This is a genomic window from Pseudooceanicola onchidii, assembly GCF_004959925.1.
In the GTDB taxonomy this organism is placed as follows: domain Bacteria; phylum Pseudomonadota; class Alphaproteobacteria; order Rhodobacterales; family Rhodobacteraceae; genus Pseudooceanicola; species Pseudooceanicola onchidii.
This window is the reverse complement of record NZ_SPUW01000003.1, coordinates 421,386-440,886: the sequence shown is the minus strand read 5'-3', so window position 1 is coordinate 440,886 and position 19,501 is coordinate 421,386. Positions and strand designations below refer to the sequence as shown.

22 protein-coding genes are annotated in these 19,501 nt (G+C 65.5%); 6 read left to right on the top strand and 16 right to left on the bottom strand.

Translation table 11 applies throughout. The features are described from left to right. Window positions 1–11: 11 nt before the first annotated feature. From E4S58_RS15110 to E4S58_RS15050, 13 genes are all read right to left on the bottom strand, one after another. Window positions 12–278: a Txe/YoeB family addiction module toxin gene (locus E4S58_RS15110; protein ID WP_136637279.1), complete on the bottom strand. Its 267-nt coding sequence runs from the start codon at window positions 276–278 to the stop codon at window positions 12–14. Then, window positions 259–516 carry a type II toxin-antitoxin system Phd/YefM family antitoxin gene (locus E4S58_RS15105; RefSeq protein WP_240789591.1) on the bottom strand — a complete coding sequence of 86 codons (258 nt, stop codon included), beginning with the start codon at window positions 514–516 and terminating at the stop codon, window positions 259–261. The genes E4S58_RS15110 and E4S58_RS15105 overlap by 20 nt, the downstream gene beginning before the upstream one ends. A gap of 120 nt (window positions 517–636) precedes the next feature. After that, window positions 637–1,905, bottom strand: coding sequence for an NAD(P)/FAD-dependent oxidoreductase (locus E4S58_RS15100; protein WP_136637277.1), 1,269 nt, complete (start codon window positions 1,903–1,905; stop codon window positions 637–639). Window positions 1,906–1,953: 48 nt separating this feature from the next. Further along, entirely contained in the window at window positions 1,954–2,607 is a 654-nt protein-coding gene (locus tag E4S58_RS15095) for a c-type cytochrome (RefSeq protein ID WP_240789590.1), read from the bottom strand. A gap of 398 nt (window positions 2,608–3,005) precedes the next feature. Next, window positions 3,006–4,031: a c-type cytochrome gene (locus E4S58_RS15090; protein WP_136637603.1), complete on the bottom strand. Its 1,026-nt coding sequence runs from the start codon at window positions 4,029–4,031 to the stop codon at window positions 3,006–3,008. A 262-nt stretch (window positions 4,032–4,293) separates the two neighbouring features. Further along, on the bottom strand, window positions 4,294–5,583 hold the full coding sequence (soxC, locus tag E4S58_RS15085) for a sulfite dehydrogenase (RefSeq protein WP_136637276.1): 1,290 nt from the start codon (window positions 5,581–5,583) through the stop codon (window positions 4,294–4,296). A 100-nt stretch (window positions 5,584–5,683) separates the two neighbouring features. Continuing rightward, complete coding sequence (soxB, locus tag E4S58_RS15080) at window positions 5,684–7,381, bottom strand: thiosulfohydrolase SoxB (RefSeq protein WP_136637275.1); 1,698 nt, start codon at window positions 7,379–7,381, stop codon at window positions 5,684–5,686. 87 nt (window positions 7,382–7,468) lie between these two features. Beyond that, window positions 7,469–8,329: a sulfur oxidation c-type cytochrome SoxA gene (soxA, locus tag E4S58_RS15075; RefSeq protein ID WP_136637274.1), complete on the bottom strand. Its 861-nt coding sequence runs from the start codon at window positions 8,327–8,329 to the stop codon at window positions 7,469–7,471. Between the two features lie 24 nt (window positions 8,330–8,353). Next, on the bottom strand, window positions 8,354–8,683 hold the full coding sequence (gene soxZ / locus E4S58_RS15070; protein ID WP_136637273.1) for a thiosulfate oxidation carrier complex protein SoxZ: 330 nt from the start codon (window positions 8,681–8,683) through the stop codon (window positions 8,354–8,356). A gap of 23 nt (window positions 8,684–8,706) precedes the next feature. Next, the gene (soxY, locus tag E4S58_RS15065; RefSeq protein ID WP_136637272.1) at window positions 8,707–9,123 is read right to left on the bottom strand and encodes a thiosulfate oxidation carrier protein SoxY; all 417 of its coding nucleotides are present in this window, start codon (window positions 9,121–9,123) and stop codon (window positions 8,707–8,709) included. A gap of 24 nt (window positions 9,124–9,147) precedes the next feature. After that, entirely contained in the window at window positions 9,148–9,627 is a 480-nt protein-coding gene (soxX, locus tag E4S58_RS15060; RefSeq protein WP_205965396.1) for a sulfur oxidation c-type cytochrome SoxX, read from the bottom strand. A gap of 151 nt (window positions 9,628–9,778) precedes the next feature. Next, window positions 9,779–10,345, bottom strand: a complete 567-nt coding sequence (locus E4S58_RS15055) for a thioredoxin family protein (protein ID WP_136637271.1) — start codon at window positions 10,343–10,345, stop codon at window positions 9,779–9,781. 10 nt (window positions 10,346–10,355) lie between these two features. Continuing rightward, window positions 10,356–11,093 carry a cytochrome c biogenesis CcdA family protein gene (locus E4S58_RS15050; protein ID WP_136637270.1) on the bottom strand — a complete coding sequence of 246 codons (738 nt, stop codon included), beginning with the start codon at window positions 11,091–11,093 and terminating at the stop codon, window positions 10,356–10,358. A 48-nt stretch (window positions 11,094–11,141) separates the two neighbouring features. On the opposite strand from E4S58_RS15050, the gene E4S58_RS15045 reads away from it, so the two are divergent. From E4S58_RS15045 to E4S58_RS15020, 6 genes are all read left to right on the top strand, one after another. Further along, window positions 11,142–11,555, top strand: a complete 414-nt coding sequence (locus tag E4S58_RS15045) for a thioredoxin family protein (protein ID WP_240789572.1) — start codon at window positions 11,142–11,144, stop codon at window positions 11,553–11,555. A gap of 107 nt (window positions 11,556–11,662) precedes the next feature. Then, window positions 11,663–12,001, top strand: a complete 339-nt coding sequence (locus E4S58_RS15040; protein ID WP_136637600.1) for an ArsR/SmtB family transcription factor — start codon at window positions 11,663–11,665, stop codon at window positions 11,999–12,001. A gap of 45 nt (window positions 12,002–12,046) precedes the next feature. Further along, a complete protein-coding gene (locus tag E4S58_RS15035; protein ID WP_136637269.1) occupies window positions 12,047–13,108 on the top strand; it encodes a YeeE/YedE family protein in 1,062 nt (353 codons plus the stop codon). 80 nt (window positions 13,109–13,188) lie between these two features. Beyond that, complete coding sequence (locus E4S58_RS15030) at window positions 13,189–13,878, top strand: DUF1045 domain-containing protein (RefSeq protein ID WP_169052709.1); 690 nt, start codon at window positions 13,189–13,191, stop codon at window positions 13,876–13,878. A gap of 236 nt (window positions 13,879–14,114) precedes the next feature. After that, a complete protein-coding gene (locus E4S58_RS15025; RefSeq protein ID WP_136637267.1) occupies window positions 14,115–15,377 on the top strand; it encodes a TetR/AcrR family transcriptional regulator in 1,263 nt (420 codons plus the stop codon). Window positions 15,378–15,507: 130 nt separating this feature from the next. Continuing rightward, entirely contained in the window at window positions 15,508–16,401 is an 894-nt protein-coding gene (locus E4S58_RS15020; protein WP_136637266.1) for an alpha/beta fold hydrolase, read from the top strand. A gap of 114 nt (window positions 16,402–16,515) precedes the next feature. Here E4S58_RS15020 and E4S58_RS15015 read toward each other — a convergent pair whose 3' ends face one another. From E4S58_RS15015 to E4S58_RS15005, 3 genes are all read right to left on the bottom strand, one after another. Continuing rightward, window positions 16,516–17,403 (bottom strand): acyl-CoA thioesterase, encoded by an 888-nt coding sequence (locus E4S58_RS15015; protein ID WP_136637265.1) that lies wholly within the window; start codon window positions 17,401–17,403, stop codon window positions 16,516–16,518. A gap of 133 nt (window positions 17,404–17,536) precedes the next feature. Continuing rightward, window positions 17,537–18,517, bottom strand: a complete 981-nt coding sequence (locus E4S58_RS15010; protein WP_136637264.1) for an ABC transporter ATP-binding protein — start codon at window positions 18,515–18,517, stop codon at window positions 17,537–17,539. Then, window positions 18,514–19,500, bottom strand: coding sequence for an ABC transporter ATP-binding protein (locus tag E4S58_RS15005; RefSeq protein ID WP_136637263.1), 987 nt, complete (start codon window positions 19,498–19,500; stop codon window positions 18,514–18,516). The genes E4S58_RS15010 and E4S58_RS15005 overlap by 4 nt, the downstream gene beginning before the upstream one ends. Window position 19,501: the final 1 nt, after the last annotated feature.

Below are 19,501 nucleotides of genomic sequence, written 5' to 3'. Positions count from 1 at the left end.
GCTCCGGTCGGTCAATAGTGATAACGGCATTGCGCAATCTCGATCGCCTGCGCGTCGCGCGGCCCCGAGATGCGATAGACCAGCCGGTCGGCCTTGGTAATGCGTCGCGACCACCAGCCGCTCAGATCGCCCTTCAGAGGTTCAGGCGTGCCCGTGCCGGTGAACGGCGTGCGCATCGCTTCGCGGATCAGGGCATTCAGCCGATCGAACACCTTTGCATCCGTTGTCCGCCAGTGATGGTAATCCTGCCAGGCGTGGTCAGAAAAGATCAGCCTCATCGTCCAGCACCCGCTCTGTCCCCTTGCCGTTGTCAAGCTCGGCCACGGCGGCGTGCAGCCGCTTGGCGTTGGCAGGCGAGCTGAGCAGGTACAGGGTTTCCTGGATCGCGTCCCATTCCTCCTTGCCGACCACGACCACGGCCTCCCGGCCCGGGCGGGTGATCACCGTCTCGGTCTTGTCATGGATCGCGTGGTCCATGACGTCTTTCAGGTGTTTGCGCGCGTCGGAATAGGTCACGATGTTCAAGGCGGGGCCCTCGCTGACGTGACCCCATGGCCACCAGGCCAATGTGGTACGCGATCGCGTACAAGTCAAGCCAGCGCCCCCACCCGACGATAGGGGCGCCCGACCGTCACGTCACCCGAACATGTCCGCCGTGATCCCGGCGTACCAGCCGATCGACTCCTCGTAGGTCGCCTTGCGCAGGGCCGCGTCCTCTCCGGTCTGGCTGACGAAGCTGGACACCGAGGCGATTTTTTCGTCCGTCGCCTCATAGGCCGCGCCGACCTTCACGCCGTCGTCAGTGCCGATCAGCGACCAGCAGGTGTTCGAGAACTTGGCCGGGAAGATCCTGGACCCGGTGAGCGCGCCGCGCACCGCCATCGCCGCCACCTTGGCCTGCGAATTGGCGGAAAAGCCCGACTTCGGCATGTCGCCCTGCGCCGAGGCATCGCCGAGGATGTGGATGTTTTCGTCCAGTCGGCTTTGCATCGTGGCGGGGATCACGGGCGCCCAGTTACCTTCGGTCAGCCCGGCGCGTTCGCAGATCAACCCGGCCTTCATCGCCGGAATGACGTTGCAGACATCGACCTTTTCGACCGCGCCGTCGATCGTGACCGTCATCGCATCCGCATCGACCGACACCTTGTCGCCGCCGAAATCCGGCCCGATGCGGTCGATCATGCCGGAGTAGTGCTTGGCCCAGCCTTCCTCGAACAGACCCTGTTTCGAGAACTTCTCTTTCGGGTCGACGATCAGGATCTTGGCGGTCGGGTTCTTTTCCTTCAGCACATGCGCCACCATCGACACCCGCTCATACGGTCCCGGCGGGCAGCGATAGGGGTTGGGCGGGGCGACCATGGCAAAGACGCCGCCCTCGGGCATCGCTTCGATCTGCGCCTTGAGCAGTTCGGACTGCGACCCGGCCTTGTAGGCATGGGGCATCCTGTTCTGAGTGGTCACGTCCCAGCCCGGAACCGCACCGTCGACGAAATCGATCCCCGGCGACAGGATCAGCCGGTCGTAGGGCACAGATCCGCCGCCTGCCAGCGCCACCGTCTTGGCGTCGCGGTCCACGCCCACGGCCCAATCGTGCACCACGTTGATGCCATACTCGGACGCCAGCGTGCCGTAGCTGTGCGCGATCGACGACAGGTCGCGGAAGCCGCCGATGTAGAGGTTCGAGAAGAAGCAGGTGTAATAGCTGCGCGAAGGTTCGATCAGCGTCACGTCGATCTCGCCCTGGCTGTCCTTGGCGATATAGCGCGCGGCGGTCGCGCCCCCTGCACCACCGCCCACCACGACGACACGCGGCCGTCCGTGGCTGGCCCCGATCGCGCGGGGCGCGGAAAGGGCCACGGTCGCGGCCGCGCCGGTGCCCAGAAATGTCCTTCTATTCAAAGTCATTGGGTTTCCTCCCTGAATGCGGGCCACGACGGGCCCTGACCCGGTGCCCTAGTCGAGGCCCCGGAAATACGCGGCCAAGGCCGCGATTTCTTCGTCCGACAACCGCCCGGCCATCATCTGCATGACCGGATGCGGGCGGATCTTCTGCTTGTAGGCATGCATCGCGACGACGAAATCCGCCTCGGGCCAGCCGGTGATTGCCGGGATCCCGTCGTCCGCGCCACTGCGCTGGTGGCAGGTTTCGCATTCCGAGGCGAGGTAGGCGCCGTATTCGGGATCCCCCACGATGGCGAGGATGTCGTCGGACAGCGTGACCTCGGGCGCCATGGCGGTCGGCGCGGCTTCTGGAATGTTCTGCGGCCGGTCGGAATACTGCCGCAGGAAGGCCAGCACGTCGGCCCTGTCCTGCGCCGCCTTGAGGCCCGCGAAATTCATCCGCGTCCGCGACACCAGCGCCTTGGGGTTTTCCAGGTAGGCGTCAAGCGTATCAAGCGTCCAGGTCAGCCCGTCCGCCCCCATCATCGCCATGTCCTCGGAATAGCGGAACCCCGCGTGTGCCCCCGCCCTGCGCCCGAAGATTCCGTTCAGGTGCGGGCCAACCCGATCCTCGGCCCCGGCGCCCACGGAATGGCAGGACTGGCATTTGCGAAACACATCCGCCCCGGCCTGCGCGTTGCCCAGGCCGGGCTGCGCCGCGTCGATCTGTGGTGTCGGCGGGGCCTCGACGGCGGCCGCACTGACCTCGGGCTGACGTTGCGCATCTGTCAGCGCCGCCTCAAGCTCTGCAACACGCGCCGTCAGCGCATCTGTCTGCGCAGCCTCCGCACGCAGGGCCGCGTTGGTGGCCTCGACCCGGGCCAGCCGATCGGTCATGACCTGCAGTTCGGCGTCACGATAGCTGCGCGTGTTTACACCGTAAGCCACACCAACCACCAAGGCCGCGCCGCCCAAGGCCAGCATGATGCCTGACCCGGTGCTCATGTCGTGAACCCCGTTCCGAATGCGGCAAATCCAGTGTGTCGCATTCACTCCTCCCTGTTCGCGCAACGCCCTGATCCGACGCTTCCGAGGGCCCCGGTACGGGACCCCCGGTCAGACCGTCAGTTGAAGGTCTTGAGGTATTCTATCACGGCTTTCCGATCATCTTCCTTGCGAAGTCCGGCAAAGCTCATCTTGGTCTTGCTCAGGTAACCCTTGGGCTTTTCAAGGAATTTGGACAGCTCCTCTTCCGTCCAGACCTTCCCCTCTTCGCCAAGCGCCGCCATGTCGTTCGAATACTTGAACCCGTCGACATGCCCGATCACCGCGCCGACCACACCGTTCAGCACCGGACCGGTACGGTTCTTGGCACCGTCCCCGACCTGGTGGCAGGATTTGCACTTCTTGAAGACATCCTCGCCTTCCGAGGCCAGCGCCATGTCGATAGCCGGTGCCGCATCCCCCGCCGGGGCAGGCTCCGAGGCGGAGGCTTCTTCGGCGGGCGCTTCGGTCGCGGCCTCGGTTCCGCTGTCCATCGTGGCCTCTTCCGCGCCCTCTTCTTCCGGCGTCACGTCCAGCACGGCGGCGCGCATCGTGATCTCGACCGCGTCCTTGCAGTTCTCCATGCAGGGTTCGGTCCAGAAATGCGCCTCGGCTGTGTCGCGGTCGTCGATGATGAAACCCTCGGCATTGGGCATCTCGACATCCAGAAAGGTCTCGTTCGACAGGACAAAGTCGTCGTCCACAAGGTCGTTGGAATAAAGGATGTAGGCCACGATGGCATAGACATCGTCATCCGACAGCGACTGCGCATTGCCGAAGGGCATGGACCGGCGGACATAGTCGAAGGTCGTCGACAGGTAGGGCCAGTAGGATCCCACGGTCTTGAGCGGATCCTTGTGATCCAGCGTGCCCTGCCCCCCGGCCAGCTTGGGCCAGTTGCCCCGGCCTTCGGCGAAATCGCCGTGGCAGGACGCGCAGTGTTCGGCAAAGACCTCGTCCCCCGTCCAGACATCGCCCGAGCCGACCGGCAGGCCGGTGCCGTCGGGCAGCACGTCGATGTTCCAGGCGGCGACTTCCTCGGGCAGGGCGTCGCGGCCCAGACCGAAGGGGCCCGGGGCCGAGGCGCCCTGCGTCGATACGGACATGGCGCGCGGCGCGCTGTCGCGGGCGGCCATCTGGTCACGCAGGCTGGCCAGTTCGGCCTCGGCCGCGCCCTGTGCGTCGGTCGCCGCCGTGGCGGCAGCCTCCAGTTCCGCGATGCGCGCCGTGGCGGCCTCGACCTGCGCCAGGGCACGATCGGATTGTGCCATGGCCAGATCAGCCTCGGCTGCGCGGTAATCGCGGGTCGACACGCCGTAGGCCAGCCCGGCCACCAGCGCCGCCCCGCCCAGAGACGGGGCAAAGATGTTAAGAAACTTCGACATTTTCCGCCTCTCCGGTGTCCTTGATCCACCACGTCTGGATGCAGTTGTTGTGGTAGATCGAATTCTCGCCGCGCACGTCGCGCAGCATGTGCTTGGTCGGCTGGACATAGCCGGTCTCGTCCATGGCGCGCGATTGCAGCAGCCACTCTTCGCCGTTCCATTCGGTATCAAGGTAGAACCGCGTCAGCGCCTTGGTGTCGCCCTGCGTCCGGCCCAGCCGCGCGGTTTCCCAGGTCTTGCCGCCGTCCTTCGACACGTCGACGCGGGTGATCCGGCCACGACCGGACCAGGCGAGGCCGGTGATGACCAGCGGGCCCTTGCCATGGGTGATCGGGGACTGCGGGCTAGGGCTGGTGACGACGGATTTCGCATCCATCACCCAGGTCCACTTGCGCGAGGTGCCGTCGGCCAGCGTGTCGGTGTATTTCGAGGTCTCCTCGCGGCTTTCGACCGGCTGGTCCATCACCTCGATCCGGCGCAGCCACTTGATCCACATGTTGCCTTCCCAGCCGGGCACGACCAGCCGCACGGGATAGCCGTGTTCCTTTCGCAGCGCCTCGCCATTGGCCTTGAAGGCCACCAGCACGTCGTCCAGCGCCTTTTCCATCGGGATCGACCGGCCGTTCGACGACGCATCCGCGCCCTCGACATAGACCCACTTGCCCGCCAGATCGCCCGCCGCGTCCAGCCCGGCTTCTTCCAGCAGGGTGCGCAGGGGGATGCCGGAATATTCCATGTTGTGGATCATGCCGTGGGTGAACTGCGCCCCGTTCAGCTGCGCGCCTGCCCATTCCATGCCGGTATTGGCGGCGCATTCGCAGAAATAGACGTGGTTTTCGCGCGGGAACCGTTCCAGATCGGCGTAGGTGAAGACCAGAGGCCGGTCGACCAACCCGTTGATCATCAGACGGTAATCGGCCTTGGCCAGTTCGATCGCACCGGAATGGTGCCGTTCGAACGCGCAGCCCTGCGGCGTGATCGTCCCGTCCAGCGCATGGATCGGCGTGAAGTTGATCGAGGAGATCGGATCGGCCGTCAGCCAAGGCACATTGCGCCGCACCACGTCGGATTCGAACCTGATCGGCAGGCCATATGGCGTCTCGTCAACGCCGTCGCCCAGCCCGCTGGCCCACTCCTGCACCTCCATAATCAGCGGATCCGGGCCCTCGGCCCGCGCGGCACCTGCGCCCAAGGCCGCAGCCCCTGCCCCGCCGGCGACCCCTTTCAGGAACCCGCGCCGAGAGGTGGTGTTTCCTTCGAAGCCATCGCTCATCAGCTTCTCCTCCTCAGATCATTGAATTCATCTGTGTGAATTCATGAGACAAATTTTTTAGACGTCAGGCCGCGCACCGCAGGACGCGCGGCCCGGGGGCTTACATCCCCGTGACTTTCACGCTGGTGTTGTCACCCACGGTGACGGTGCCCATCTTGCGAATGTGCGCCTCGACCACGTCCCAGATCGGCGGGCCTTCGGTGCCTTCGTTGACGCTGGCCCAGCCCGCGACGACGTAGGTCTTGGCGGGATCGACCGCTTCGCCCGTGGCCAGCATCGTCATGTCGGAAATCCGGCTGCCCTGCGGCTTCGAGATATCGATGGAATAGCCCAGCCCCCCGGTGCGCACCATGTCGCCGCCCTGCTGGTAATAGGGGTCGGGGTTGAAGATGTTGTCGGCCACGTCTTCAAGGATCACCTTGATGAATTCACCTGTCATTTCGGTGCGATAGGCGTTCGGATAGGACATCGAGGTGACGTTGAAGATGTCTTCGCGGGTGATGTCGTCGCCGGGCACCAGCGACGGGCCCCACCGCACCCCGGGGGACATCGCGATCTCGGCGTCCCGTTCCGACAGAAGCGCGTCGCAGATCAGGTCGTCCCAGGTGCCGTTGAAGTTGCCGCGCCGGAACAGCGTGCTGTCGGTCTTGCCGATGACCTCGGCCAGCTGCGCCTCATAGGGGGCGCGCTGTGCGTCGATCAGTTGGGCGATTTCTGCATCCGGGGCGATCACGTCGGAAAAGATCGGGATCAGCTTGTGCCGCAGTCCCATCATCTTGCCGTCGCGCACGTCCAGATCGACGCGCGACACGAACTTGCCGTTCGAGCCGGAGGCGATGATGAAGGTCTGCCCGACCTGCACCGGTTCGGGCAGCGCATCATGCGTATGGCCCGACAGGATCACGTCGATGCCCGTCACCTTGCCCGCCATCGCCTTGTCGACGTCGAAGCCGTTGTGCGACAGCACGACCACCAGATCGGCGCCCTCGGCCCGGACCTCGTCGACCATGGCCTGCATGTGTTCATCGCGGATGCCGAAGGAAAATTCCGGGAACATCCAGCCCGGGTTTGCGATCGGCATGTAGGGGAAGGCCTGGCCGATCACGGCGATCTTCGCCCCGCCCCGTTCGAACCATTCGTAGGGCTTGAACAGCTCCGACGGCTCGTCCCACTCGGCGTCAAAGATGTTCTGGCCAAGCGCGGCAAAGGGCAGCCCCTCGACCAGGTCCTGCACGCGCTCGGACCCAAGCGTGAATTCCCAGTGGAAGGTCATCGCGTCAGGCTTGAGCGCGTTCATCACGTTGACCATGTCCTGGCCTTCGGTGTGATAGCAGGTGTAGGAGCCGTGCCAGGTATCCCCGCCATCCAGCAGCAGTGCATCGGGCCGGTCCGCCCGGATCGAATTGATCACGGTGGCCACGCGGTCCAGCCCGCCGACCCGACCGTAAGCCTTTGCCAGAGATGCGAAATCGCCCGAAGACAGCGCGTAATGCGACGGCGATCCGTCCGCGATGCCATAGCGCAGCCGGAATTCCGCGCCGGTCAGATGCGGCACCTCGCCCTTGTTGCCGCCGACACCAAGGTTGATCGACGGCTCGCGGAAATAGATCGGTTTCAGCTGGGCGTGGATGTCGGTCACATGGATCAGCGACACGTTGCCGAAGGTCTCGAACTCAAGCAACTGGTCCTGCGTCAGCGCCTGCTGCGCGGCCAGCCGCGCCCAATTGCCGAAACCGGAAACCCCGTAGAGCGCGGAGGCGGCCATGGAAACCTGAAGGAAATCGCGGCGGGAGATCATGCGGCGTATTCTTTCTATATATTCACATGTGTGAATTGATTGAGCATCGAAAACCCCGCGCGGTGAAAACGACGCGGGGTCCTTGGATCAGTTGCGGACCGACGGCCCTTCGACCGACAGGCCATTGCCGCGCGAGGCGACATACATCTCAAGCGCCACGAATTCCGGGCTGCCGGCCTTGAAGGGCTCGGCGCGGGTGTCGCGGATGCAGCCTTCGAACCGGGCCTGGACCGCGTTCAACTTGGCGTTCTTCAGGCGGTAGGTCGGGAAACCGTTGATCTGACCCTGGCTCAGGTGGTCTGCGCGGATGTAGTTGCCATAGTTGTCTTCGTGGCAATTCGCGCAGCTCAGCTCAAGCTGGCCATAGCGGGTGTAGTAGATTTCCTTACCCTTTTCCCAGGTCTCGGCGCCGGGGCCATCAATGGCCACGTTGACCGGCATGCCACGCGACTGGACCGCCAGAAGCGCCTGCATCGCGACCATGTCGCCGCCCGTGATCTTCCACGGCTTGGCGCCCATGCGGTTTTCGCGGCAATCGTTGATCTGCTGCCAGGTGGTGCGCACCTCGCCCGCCGTTTCAACCCACTTGGGATAGGTCGCGCTGACGCCCGCCATGCTTTCCGGGCCCTCGTGGCACGACGCACAGCTTTTGCCTTCGGACCCGTCAACGGCCGCCCAGGCGTCCATCGCCTGGTCGACGAAGATCATGCCGGGGTTGTCGAAGTCATCCGCCTGCATCATCTGCGTGTCGTCATTGCGGAAGACCCAGCCGGAATAGATCGTGTCGAGCGCATCTTGCAGGTGCGCAGGCGCGTCCGTCCGGACGGTCATCTCGGTCTCGCCGTTGATGACCAGGTCCGCCTCTTCGTCCGCCATGGCAGCGCCGGCGGCGAGGGTCAGGGCCCCCGCAACCGCGAAAGCCAGACGGGATGTTGCGATGTTACGCATTGTCGTTCCTCCCTTATCGCTGGCTCAGCCGACCGTGACCGGCTTGCTGTCTTCGTAGACGGATCCGTCGTCGTCGTACCAGGTGAACTTGAATTCGCCCGACTCGGGAACCTTGGCGTCGAATTCGAAATACGGGTTGGTCGAAATCGCGGGCTCCATCGTGACGTCGATCACGGAGGTTCCGTTGAATTCGGCGGTGAAGCGGTTGATGATCGACCGGGGGATCTTGTTCCCGTCGCTGTCCTTGCGCTGACCCGATTCCATCGGGTGCGAAATCAGCGTCTTGATCGTGACGACTTCGCCAGCAGAGGCGGATTTGGGCGCTTTGACGCGCGGTTTGACACCTTCAGCCATAATACTCTCTCCTCTGTTTCCGGTTAGCCGCCGCAGCCGCCGATGGTGACCTTCACGGTCTTCGACGCCTTGGCAAAGGATCCATCCGCCAGCTTGGCGATGGCGATGACGTCCTGCGTGCCCGCAAGGCGCATCCGGGTCGACGCGCTGGTCGATCCGGCCAGTTCGCCGAACTTGAATTCGGCCACGCCCGGCGTCGGGTTGCCCGCCGCCAGAACGAGGATCGATGTCGCGCCTTCGGCCGAAACCGAGATCGGAACGGTATTGCCGTTTTCGGCGATTTCGGGCGCGGTCAGTTCGACCCCGCTGTCGGCCATGTCGGCGCCGCCGGTGAAGGCGGCGATGGCGTCATCCGCCGCCGCGCTCACGCGGAACGGCAGGACGGTCAGCGCCGCTGCGCCCAGGCCCAGGGCCAGAGTGTCGCGTCGTGTGATGCTCATGGGTGTCTCCTCAGCTTGTCCTGATCACTGATCTTTCAGCGTCATCAGGAACGCGATGGTGTCCTCGATCTGCTGGGCACTCAGCAGCGGCGGCAGCGGTTCCTGCGCGGGCTTCGACGTGAACCCCTCGCCGGGCCGGATGTAGCCGGAGGTCTTGTAATAGGCGGGCATGATCGTGCCTTCGAAGGTCTTCTTCGAATTCACGAGGATACCGCGCAGTTCTGCTTCGGTGCGGCTTTCGCCGGTCCAGCTCAGCTCCGGTCCGACTTCGCCGTGGAACGGCACGTCGGACAGCTGCGCCACCGCATGGCAGGCGATGCAGTTGCCGATCTTCTTGCTCGACATGACCTCGCGCCCGGCTTCCGGGTCGCCCGGCACGCCGGTCAGCGAGGTTTCGACCGCGCCATATTCGTCAAAGACGACCTTCTCCGGCGCGACGTCCTCGGCCACGGCGGCACCCGCCGTCAGTAGCACAGCCGCCAAAGTGACTTTCAAGCTCCGCATGTTTCCTCCCCTAGCTATCGATCCCGTTCGATTGGCTCGTATACGGTAGTGGACCGGCGGCGGCAACGCAATGATAAATTCACGTTTGCGCATTTGTGCATAACATTCCGCAGCGCAGCAGGAAATGCCGCAGCGCAGCCCCGTCGCGCGCCTATTGCTTGGCCCGTTCGTTGATTTTTCGTGCATGGTATTTCTGGAACGGCTCGTCGGTCTCGTAGCCATGTTCCAACACCCATGTCAGAAGGTCCAGCGTCGTGCCCTTGCCGAAGGCGCCGGGCATGGTGACAACGGCCGCGCGGTTGGCGGGCGTATCCTCGGCGACCTCTTCGGGGAAGAAGATCATCGTCGGCGTGAACAGCGCGCCCCACTTGGCCACCGCGTCCTTTTCCGGCAGCGATTCCCCGTCGAAGTCCGTCACCTCGACATCGCCGAACATGTTCAGCTGCACGACGAAGTACTTGTCCTGCAGCAGCGACTCGATCTCGGGCTGGACGAAGACCTCTTCGTGCATCTTGGTGCAGTAGATGCAGCCGCGCTGTTCGATCATCACCAGCAGGCGCTTGCCCTCGGCATTGGCTTCCGCAAGATCCTCGCGCAGGTCCTTGAAGGTGTCGTGCATCCAGGGCGCCTTGTGCAGCCCGTCATCGCCCAGCTCGGCGCCAAGGGCGGGCAGGCTCAGCAGGGAAAGGGCGGCGGCAAGCAGGGTCCGGCGGTACATGGCAGATCTCCTATCCGAGGTTGGTGAAGCCCGGGAACCAGCGGATCATCAGATCGGCGATCCGGTTCACGGAATTGGTGGCAATCAGCAGGGCGAAGACGATCAGCATGACGCCCATCACCTTCTCGACATGACCCAGATACTTGCGGTTGCGCTGCATCCACGCAAGGAACGGGCGGGCAAAAAGCGCCGCGACGATGAAGGGCGCGGTCATGCCGATCCCGTAGACCAGCAACAACAGCGCGCCCCGCCACAGATCCCCCATACCGCTGGCAACCATCAGGATCGCCGCCAGCGCCGGGCCGACACAGGGCGTCCAGCCGAATCCGAAGGCCAGCCCCATGAGGTAGGCCCCGAAGACCGTCGTCGGTTCGGTTTTCGATTCAAGCCGCGCCTCGCGGTACAGAAGCGGGATCTTCACGACGCCCAGGAAATGCAGGCCGAACAGGAACAGCACCAGCGCCGCCACATAGCTGAGCGGACCTTTCCACTGGGCAAAGGCCTGCCCAAGCGCGGTGGCCCCCAGCCCCAGCAGCACGAAGATGGTGGTCACGCCCGCCGCGAAGAACACCGCCGAGACGATCAGCCGTTTCTGCGCCCCCGGCGGGATTGCATCTTCGCCGCGCAATTCGTTCATGGACACGCCGGCCATGTAGGCCAGATAGAACGGGACCATGGGAAGGATGCACGGCGTGAAGAAACTCAGCAGCCCGGCGAACAGCGCGCCCGCGTAGGTCGTTTCAAGCATGTGCTCCCCCCGGCTTGAAAAATTCACATATTCATATTAAGTATTGAAATGTCCCGACGTCAATTCGGTCCGATGATGATCCGCCTTTGCGCAACCATAGGTCTTGCCCTGCTTGCCGCGCTGCCCGCGCGGGCGGTCGAACTTGTCATGGTCGAACAGCCGGGCTGCGCCTATTGCGCCGCCTGGGACGACGCGATTGCCCCGATATACCCGAAAACCGATGCGGGCAAGTTTGCCCCGCTGCGCCGCGTCGATCTGCACGACGGCCCGCCCGAGGGCATCACCTATGCCCGCCCCGCCCGGTTCACCCCGACCTTCATCATCATCGATGACGCGGGCACCGAAGTGGCCCGGATCGAAGGCTACCCCGGAGAGGACTTCTTCTGGGGCCTGCTTGAGAAGATGCTGGCCGAAAACACCGACTTCCTGACGGCTTTTCCGCCACAGTCCGCGGTGAACTGACGCAAGGCCGCGCGCCTTTCTTGATGGCTGACCAAGAGTTTCTGTAAGATATGCCCCATCTGCCACATACCGATCAACAGGGCGGCCCCGAGGCCGCGATGCATGCCATGACGCTTCCCGTGCTCAGCCCCGACATCAGCGAAGACGAAATGGACCGGATCGCCAAGAATGCGGCAGAGGCCTCCAACTTCCTCAAGGCGCTCAGCCACGAAGGCCGCCTGATGATCCTGTGTCATCTGGTGACCGGGGAAAAATCCGTGACCGAACTTGAAGAGCTGCTGTCGGCCCGCCAGGCGGCGGTGTCGCAGCAACTGTCGCGCCTGCGCCTCGAGGGGCTCGTGGTGCCGCGTCGGGACGGCAAGGCCATCTACTATCGCCTCGCCGACGACCGCCCCCGGCGCATGCTGGATCTGGTGTACGAGATGTTCTGCGGCGACACGCCCTGACATCCCGGCAGCCCGGAGGAGGACCGGGCGTAGGGGAGGACAATGATGCTTGAGTATCTGGGCGACGCCTGGACCATGACCCTTGTCGGGCTGGTCGGCGGCATCCTTCTGGGCCTTGCCGCGCGGCTGGGACGGTTCTGCACGCTTGGCGCGATCGAGGACATGCTGTACGGCGGCTCGTCCCGCCGGATGCGCATGTGGCTGACCGCGATCGCCCTGTCGGTGATCGGCAGTTTTACCCTGATGGCCGCCGGGCTGTTCGATCCGCTGGACAGCTACTACCTGTCGCTGCGCTGGATGCCGCTGGCCGCCGTAACCGGCGGGCTGACCTTCGGCTATGGCATGGCCCTGGCCGGCAACTGCGGCTACGGCTGCATTGCCCGGCTGGGCGGCGGCGACATGCGGGCCTTTGTCATCGTGCTGGTGATGGGCGTGTCGGCCTGGTTCACCCTGTCGGGCCCGCTGTCCTGGCTGCGCAACGCCGCCTTCCCGCAATCCGATGTGATCCCCGGCGAAACGCCCCCCGGCATCGCCCACTGGATCGCCGCGCAGACCGGCGCGGGGGTCGAGGTCATCGGGATCGCCCTGGGCCTTGCGCTTCTGGCGGGCGCCGTCGCATCGCGCAGCTTCCTGCGCGACCTTCCGGCCCTGTGCTGGTCCGCCGTCGTGGCGATGGCGATCCTGTCGGGCTGGGCCGGAAGCCATTACGTCGCCTCCTCCGGGTGGGACGGGCTTCAGACCGTGTCGCACAGCTTTGCCGCACCGGTCGGGGAAAGCCTTCTGTATGTCATGACCGGATCGGTCCGCGCGCCCTCGTTCGCCGTGGGATCGGTCTTCGGCGTGGCGCTCGGGGCCTTTGCCGGATCGCTCTTCAAGGGGCATTTCAGGTGGGAAGCCTGCGAGGACCCGCGCGAACTGCGCCGCCAGATCCTGGGCGCGGCGCTGATGGGCGTGGGGGCTGTGGTGGCGCTTGGCTGCACGGTCGGCCAGGGGCTGACGGGCTTTTCTGTCCTGGCCTTTTCGGCCCCGCTGACCTTTGCCGCGATCTTCGTCGGCGCCGCGCTTGGACTGCGCCAGCTGATCGAAGGCTTCCGCCGCATCGCCTGAGCCCGGGAATGCCCCCGGATGCGGGCACAAATCGCCCGCCGTGTCATTTGCCTGTCACATCCGTATCGGATAGGCGCGGGATCATGACCTATGCACGCTATGCCATCTACTACGCCCTTGCCCCCGGCCCGCTGGCCGACTTCGGGGCGTCCTGGCTGGGCTGGGACATCGCCGATGGTGCGCCCCGTGCCCATCCCGACCTGCCCGACCTGCCCCGCCCGGTGGACGAGATCACCCGCACCCCGCGCAAGTACGGCTTTCACGGCACGGTCAAACCGCCCTTCCGGCTGGCCGAAGGCACGGACGCCGAAGCCCTGACCACCGCCGCCCGCGCCGCCTGCGCCGCGCAGCGCCCCGTGACGCTGGACGGCCTGGCCCTGACCCGCATCGGTCGCTTTCTGGCCCTGACCCCGGTCGGCGACACGCGGCCCCTGTCGGACCTGGCCGCCACCATGGTCCGCGATCTCGACCCGTTCCGCGCCCCCGCCCCCGAGGCCGAGCTTGCCCGGCGCCGCCAGCGCGGGCTCACCGATCGGCAGGACGCCCTGCTGACCCAGTGGGGCTATCCCTACGTGATGGAGGAGTTCCGCTTTCACCTGACCCTGACCGGTCCGCTGCCCGGATCCGAGGCCGAGGACATCCTGCCGCGACTCGGCGTCATCCTGGCGCCCCTGCTGACCGGCCCCGTGACAATCGACTCACTCTGCCTGGCCGGAGAACGCCCGGACGGCCGCTTCGAGATTGTGCATCGGCTGCCGCTCGCCGGTTAAATTTCGTGCGAAAGCAACATAGTTATCCGAACTTGTGGACCATTAAGTCAAAAATGTGGCGAATTCTGGCCGAAATGTGTTAATATTCCCTTATAGGAATCGACAAACACTTTTCTCTTTCAGCATCAGCGGCGGCCCCCCACGGCCGCCGCAATTTCGTTCCACCCCCGCGCACCGTGATCCTCGCTTGCGGCAGCGCGTCGTGACAGCCCCTCGCGCCCTTGATATTGCAAGACATGGACACGCCCTCCGCGCCCCTGACCGCCACCTCGGTGGACGACCCGACCGAACCCTCGGACCGGTTCCGCGCCACCCGCGACCGCATCCTGGATGCCTCGGCGCAGGTCATCAACGATCGCGGGCTGCGGGGCCTGACCTTTGTCAGCGTGGCCGAGGCGGTGAAGATGAACACCACCTCGATCACCTATTACTTCAAGCGCAAGGAACTGCTGGCCGCCGCAACGCTGGAACGCACCATCGACGAGATGGAGCACAGCGTCGACATCGCCGCGCGTCAGGCCACGCCCGAGGCCCGGGTCGATGACCTGCTGCGCCAGGTGCTGGATCAAAGCGCGCAGGAAAAGCTGGGCCATCGCCGCCCCCTGGCCCGCCTGTCGGACCTGCGATCGTTGAACGAACCGCTCAACACCGACCTGAACGCCCGCTACATGGCCGTCTTCCGCAAGGTGGTCGGCTTCTTCGACCCCGGCGCCGGGCGCGACCGCAACTGGGCGCGGACGCATATTCTGCTGGACACGCTGCACTGGTGCCGGGTCTGGCTGTCGCAATATTCGATCCGTGACTACGACCGGGTGCACGCCCGGATGATGGAGCTTTACCGCACCGGTTACGCCCAGCCCGGTGCCGCCTGGGCCCCGGCCCGCCTGGCGGTGCCCAACAGTGATGCCGACGACAAGGAGATCAACCGCGAGACTTACCTGCGTGCCGCCACGATCATGATGAACGAACGCGGCTATCGCGGCGCCTCGGTCGAACGGATCGCGGGTGCGCTGAACCTGTCGAAAGGGTCGTTCTATCATCACCTTGACGGCAAGGACGGGCTGGTGACGGACTGCTTCGACCGATCCTACACCCGGATAAGCCTGACGCAGCGCGCCGCCATGGCCCAAGGGGGAAGCTGGTACGACCGCCTGACCGCCGCCACCGCCGCGCTGACCGAGGTACAGTTCGACGCAGGCTTTCCCCTGCTGCGGGTCACGGCCCTGTCGGCGCTGCCGCAGCCCCTGCGCCAGCCGATCCTGGCGCGGTCGGACCGGATCTCGCAACGGTTTGCGGGGATGATGATCGACGGCATCACCGAAGGGTCGATCCGCCCGATCGACCCGCTGATCGCCTCGCAGTGCCTGATCGCCTCGCTGAACTCGGCCTTCGACTTCCGCCTCTGGGCCGCCAACCGCCCCGACCGGGCCACGGCGGTGCGTCTCTATTCCGAGGTGCTGGCGTTCGGCATGCTCTCGGACCACCGCCATACAGCGTAAGTAAAAGTTCTCGCGCTCACCTGCGGAATAATATTCCACGCACCCCCAATTTCCCCTTCCGGCCCTGCGACCCTGCGCCTATCGTCCTGACACCCCGACCAAATCGGGCCGCGACAGGAGGAGACGCGACATGCCAACCGCACAGGTGAACGGAATTGAGATCTGGTACGACGTGATCGGCCCCGAGGACGGCAAGCCGATCCTGCTGATCTCGGGCGTGGGGACCCAAAGCACCCGCTGGCGCGACGATTTCGTGGGTGAGCTCAACGCCCGCGGCTACCGCGTCATCAAGATGGACAACCGCGACATCGGGCTGAGCCAGAAGTTCACCGACCACGGCATTCCCGACACCCGCCAGATCCTTGCGGACAAGGCATCAGGCAAGGCGCCGGACGTGCCCTACACCCTGTCGGACATGGCCGCCGACGGGGCGGCGCTGCTGGAATACCTCAGCATCGACAAGGCCCACATCTGCGGCTTCTCCATGGGCGGCATGATCGTGCAGCTGATGGCAATCGAACATGGTGACAAGGTGTTGTCGATGACCTCGGTCATGTCGAACACCGGCAACCCGGACCTGCCACGCGCCACGGACGAGGCCATGGCGGCCCTGACCCGCCCGCGCCCCGATGCGACCGTCGATCGTGAAGGGGCGATCCAGTCACGGATCGAAACCGATCTGGTCATCGGATCCCCGGCCTTCCCGATCCCGGTGGAAGAGCTGCGCGCCCATGCCGAAGCCGACCTGGACCGGTCGATCCACCCCACGGGCTTTGCCCGCCAGTATGCCGCCATCCTGGCCACCCGCGACCGCCGGGCCGAGCTGCAGACCCTGACGATGCCGGTGTCGGTGGTGCATGGCGTGGACGACCCGCTGGTGCCGATCCACGGCGGCCGCGACACGGTGGCCAACTGCCCCACGGCGGTGATGTTCGAAGTGCCCGGCATGGGCCATAACTTCCCGCGCGAGGTCTACGGCAACGTGCTGGACGGCATCGACCACGCCGCGAACCGCGCAGTCTGACGAAGGCCGTCCCCGGTCCCGCCCGGCATCACCGGGCGGCGCCCCAAGGGTGCGTGTCGGCACGCATGATCACCGGCCCCCGTAGGGTGCGTGCTTGCACGCACCGCGCGCCCCTTACAGCTTGCGCCGGGTCATCCCTTCCTGCGCCACGGTCGCCACCAGACGCCCGTCGCGCGTGAAGAACCGCCCGCGCGTCAACCCGCGTCCGCCCCCCGACCAGGGCGACTCCATCCCGAACAGCAGCCAGTCGTCCGCCCGGAAATCCGCGTGGATCCACATCGAATGGTCCAGCGAGGCCACCCGCACGCCGGTGGTGTGGAAGTTGATCCCATGCGTCGCCAGCGCCGCGCCGATCAGCCCCATGTCGGACGCATAGACCAGCGCCCCGCGATGCAGGTCCATGTCATCGGGCAGCGCCGCCTTGGTCTTGATCCAGCGGAAGGTTTCGCCCGTCACGGCGTCATTCACGAAGGGCGGGAAAGGCTGGCAGGGCCGGATCTCGACCGGGCGGTTCCAGCGCATGAACCGCAGGAAGCTTTCGGGCAGCGGATCCCCGGTGTGCTGATCCACCAGCTCCCGCTCGGTCGGGCAGTCCTCGGGCATGGGAATGCCCTCGGGCATGCCTTCGGAATGGATGAACCCCTCTTCCCGGACCTGGAACGAGGCCGCGAGGTTCAGGATGGGCTGGCCGTTCTGGATCGCGATCACGCGCCGCGTCGCGAAAGACCGGCCGTCCATGTCCCGTTCGACCCGGTAGAGCACCGGCTTCGTCGCATCGCCCGGACGCATGAAATAGCCGTGCAGCGAATGATTGACCTTCTCGCCCTCGACCGTCTGGGCCGCCGACATCAGCGCCTGCCCCAGCACCTGCCCGCCGAACATCCGCCCCTCGCCCTGCGGGGTCGCGATGCCGCGGAAAAAGGTTTCCTCGATCTTCTCGACCGAGAGGATCTGGATCAACTGGTCTGGCGTCGGGTGCTGGATGTCTTTGGTATCGGTCATGTCGGTCTCTTGCTGTCTCGCCCGGATTGGTTCCGCGTCTGCGGCGGGAATGCAAGGGCGAACTGCCGCGCGGGGGATCGCGGGCGCGGCCCGCGATGGCCTCCGGCGGGAGTATTTACGGGAAGGTGAAGGGTCAGGGCGTGTCGATATGCGGATGGTGGCAGGCTACCATCTGGCCGGGCGCGATCGGGGCCAGATCCGGCATCTGCTGCGCACAGATCTCGCTGGCGCGGGGGCAGCGGGTGCGGAACGGACAGCCCGAGGGCGGGTTGACCGGCGACGGCAGCTCTCCGGGGATCACCGCCACCTGGCGCGGCGGTGCGTCCGGGTCGGGTTCCGGCACCGCCGACAGCAAGGTGCGCGTGTAGGGATGCACCGGATTGCGGTAGATGGTTTCCGCATCCGCCACTTCGCACAGCCGCCCGAGGTACATCACCGCCACGCGGTCGCTGACGTGTTTGACCACCGCCAGGTCATGGCTGATGAACAGCATGGTCAGCCCAAGCTCGGTCTTGAGCCGTTCCAGAAGGTTCAGCACCTGCGCCTGGACCGAGACATCCAGTGCCGACACGGCCTCGTCACAGACCAGCAGGTCGGGCTGCAGGATCAGCGCGCGCGCAATCGAGATGCGCTGACACTGCCCGCCCGAGAATTCATGCGGGCGGCGCTCCATCGCCTGATCAGCGTTGATCCCGACCATTTCCAGCATCTCGGCCACCCGGACATGACGGTCGGCCTTCGTGCCGATCCCGGCGATTTCCAGCGGGGCGGCGACGATATCGCGGATCGTCATGCGCGGGTTGAGCGAGGCGATCGGATCCTGGAAGATCATCTGGAACCGCCGCCGCGCCTGTTGCAGGGCCTTGCCCCGCAGGCCCGTGAGGTCCTGTCCGTCAAGCGTGACCTTGCCGCCGGTCGGGCGCGGCAGCTGCATCACGGCCCGCGCGGCCGAGGACTTGCCACAACCGGATTCCCCCACGAGACCAAGGGTTTCGCCACGTCGGACACGGGCGGTGAAATCGGTGACCGCATGGACCTTGCGCCCGCTCTGCAGCGGGTATTCCACGGTCAGATTTTCAAGGCTGAGGAAGCCGTCGGCGGTATGCGCAGTCATGCCGGGGCCTCCTCGCCCAGGGGGTTCAGGCAGGCCCATTGGTGGCGCGACGTGCCCGCAAGCACCGGTTTCTCGGCGTCACAGCCCGCGTCCGCCCGCAGGCAGCGCGGCGCGAAGGGGCAGCCGGGCGGCGGGTTGATGATGTCGGGCGGGCGCCCTTCGATCGCGTCCAGCTTGCGGTGCGGCGGATCGGTGATCTTGGGGATCGAGGCCAGAAGCGCCGCCGTGTAGGGCATCCGCGTGTGGTGAAACAGATCCCGGACCGGCGCCTTTTCGACGATCCGGCCCGCGTACATCACCGCCACGTCATCGCACCGCCCCGCGACCACGCCCATGTCGTGGGTGATCAGGATCATCGCCATGTTGCGGTCGCGGACCATGCGTTGCAGCAGGTCGAGGATTTCGGCCTGCACCGTCACGTCAAGCGCGGTCGTCGGTTCATCCGCGATCAGCAGGTCGGGTTCGCAGGCGATGGCAATCGCAATCGCCACCCGCTGCCGCATCCCGCCCGAGAGCTGATGGGGATACTGATCCACCCGTACGTCCGGCTGCGGCAGGCCGACGGCGCGCAGCAGCTCGATCGCCCTGTCCCGCGCGGCGCGCCGCTTCAGCCCCATGTGGAAGGTCAGGACCTCGGTGATCTGGCGGCCGATCGTCAGCACCGGGTTGAGCGAGGTCATGGGGTCCTGGAAGATGATCGCCACCTCGGGCCCGCGCAACCGGCGCAGCTCGGTCTCGGTCATCCGGGTCAGGTCACGCCCGTTCAGGATCACCCTGCTGTCGGCAGGCACCAGGGCGTTCGACGGCAGGAGCCGCATGATCGAGCGCGAGAGCACCGATTTGCCCGACCCGGATTCGCCCACCACGCCCAGGGTCCTGCCCCGTTCCAGCGTGAAGGACACCCCGTCCACCGCCTGCGCCATGCCGCGCGCGGTGACAAAGGCCGTCTTCTGGTTGCGCACGTCCAGGATGATATCGCCCATG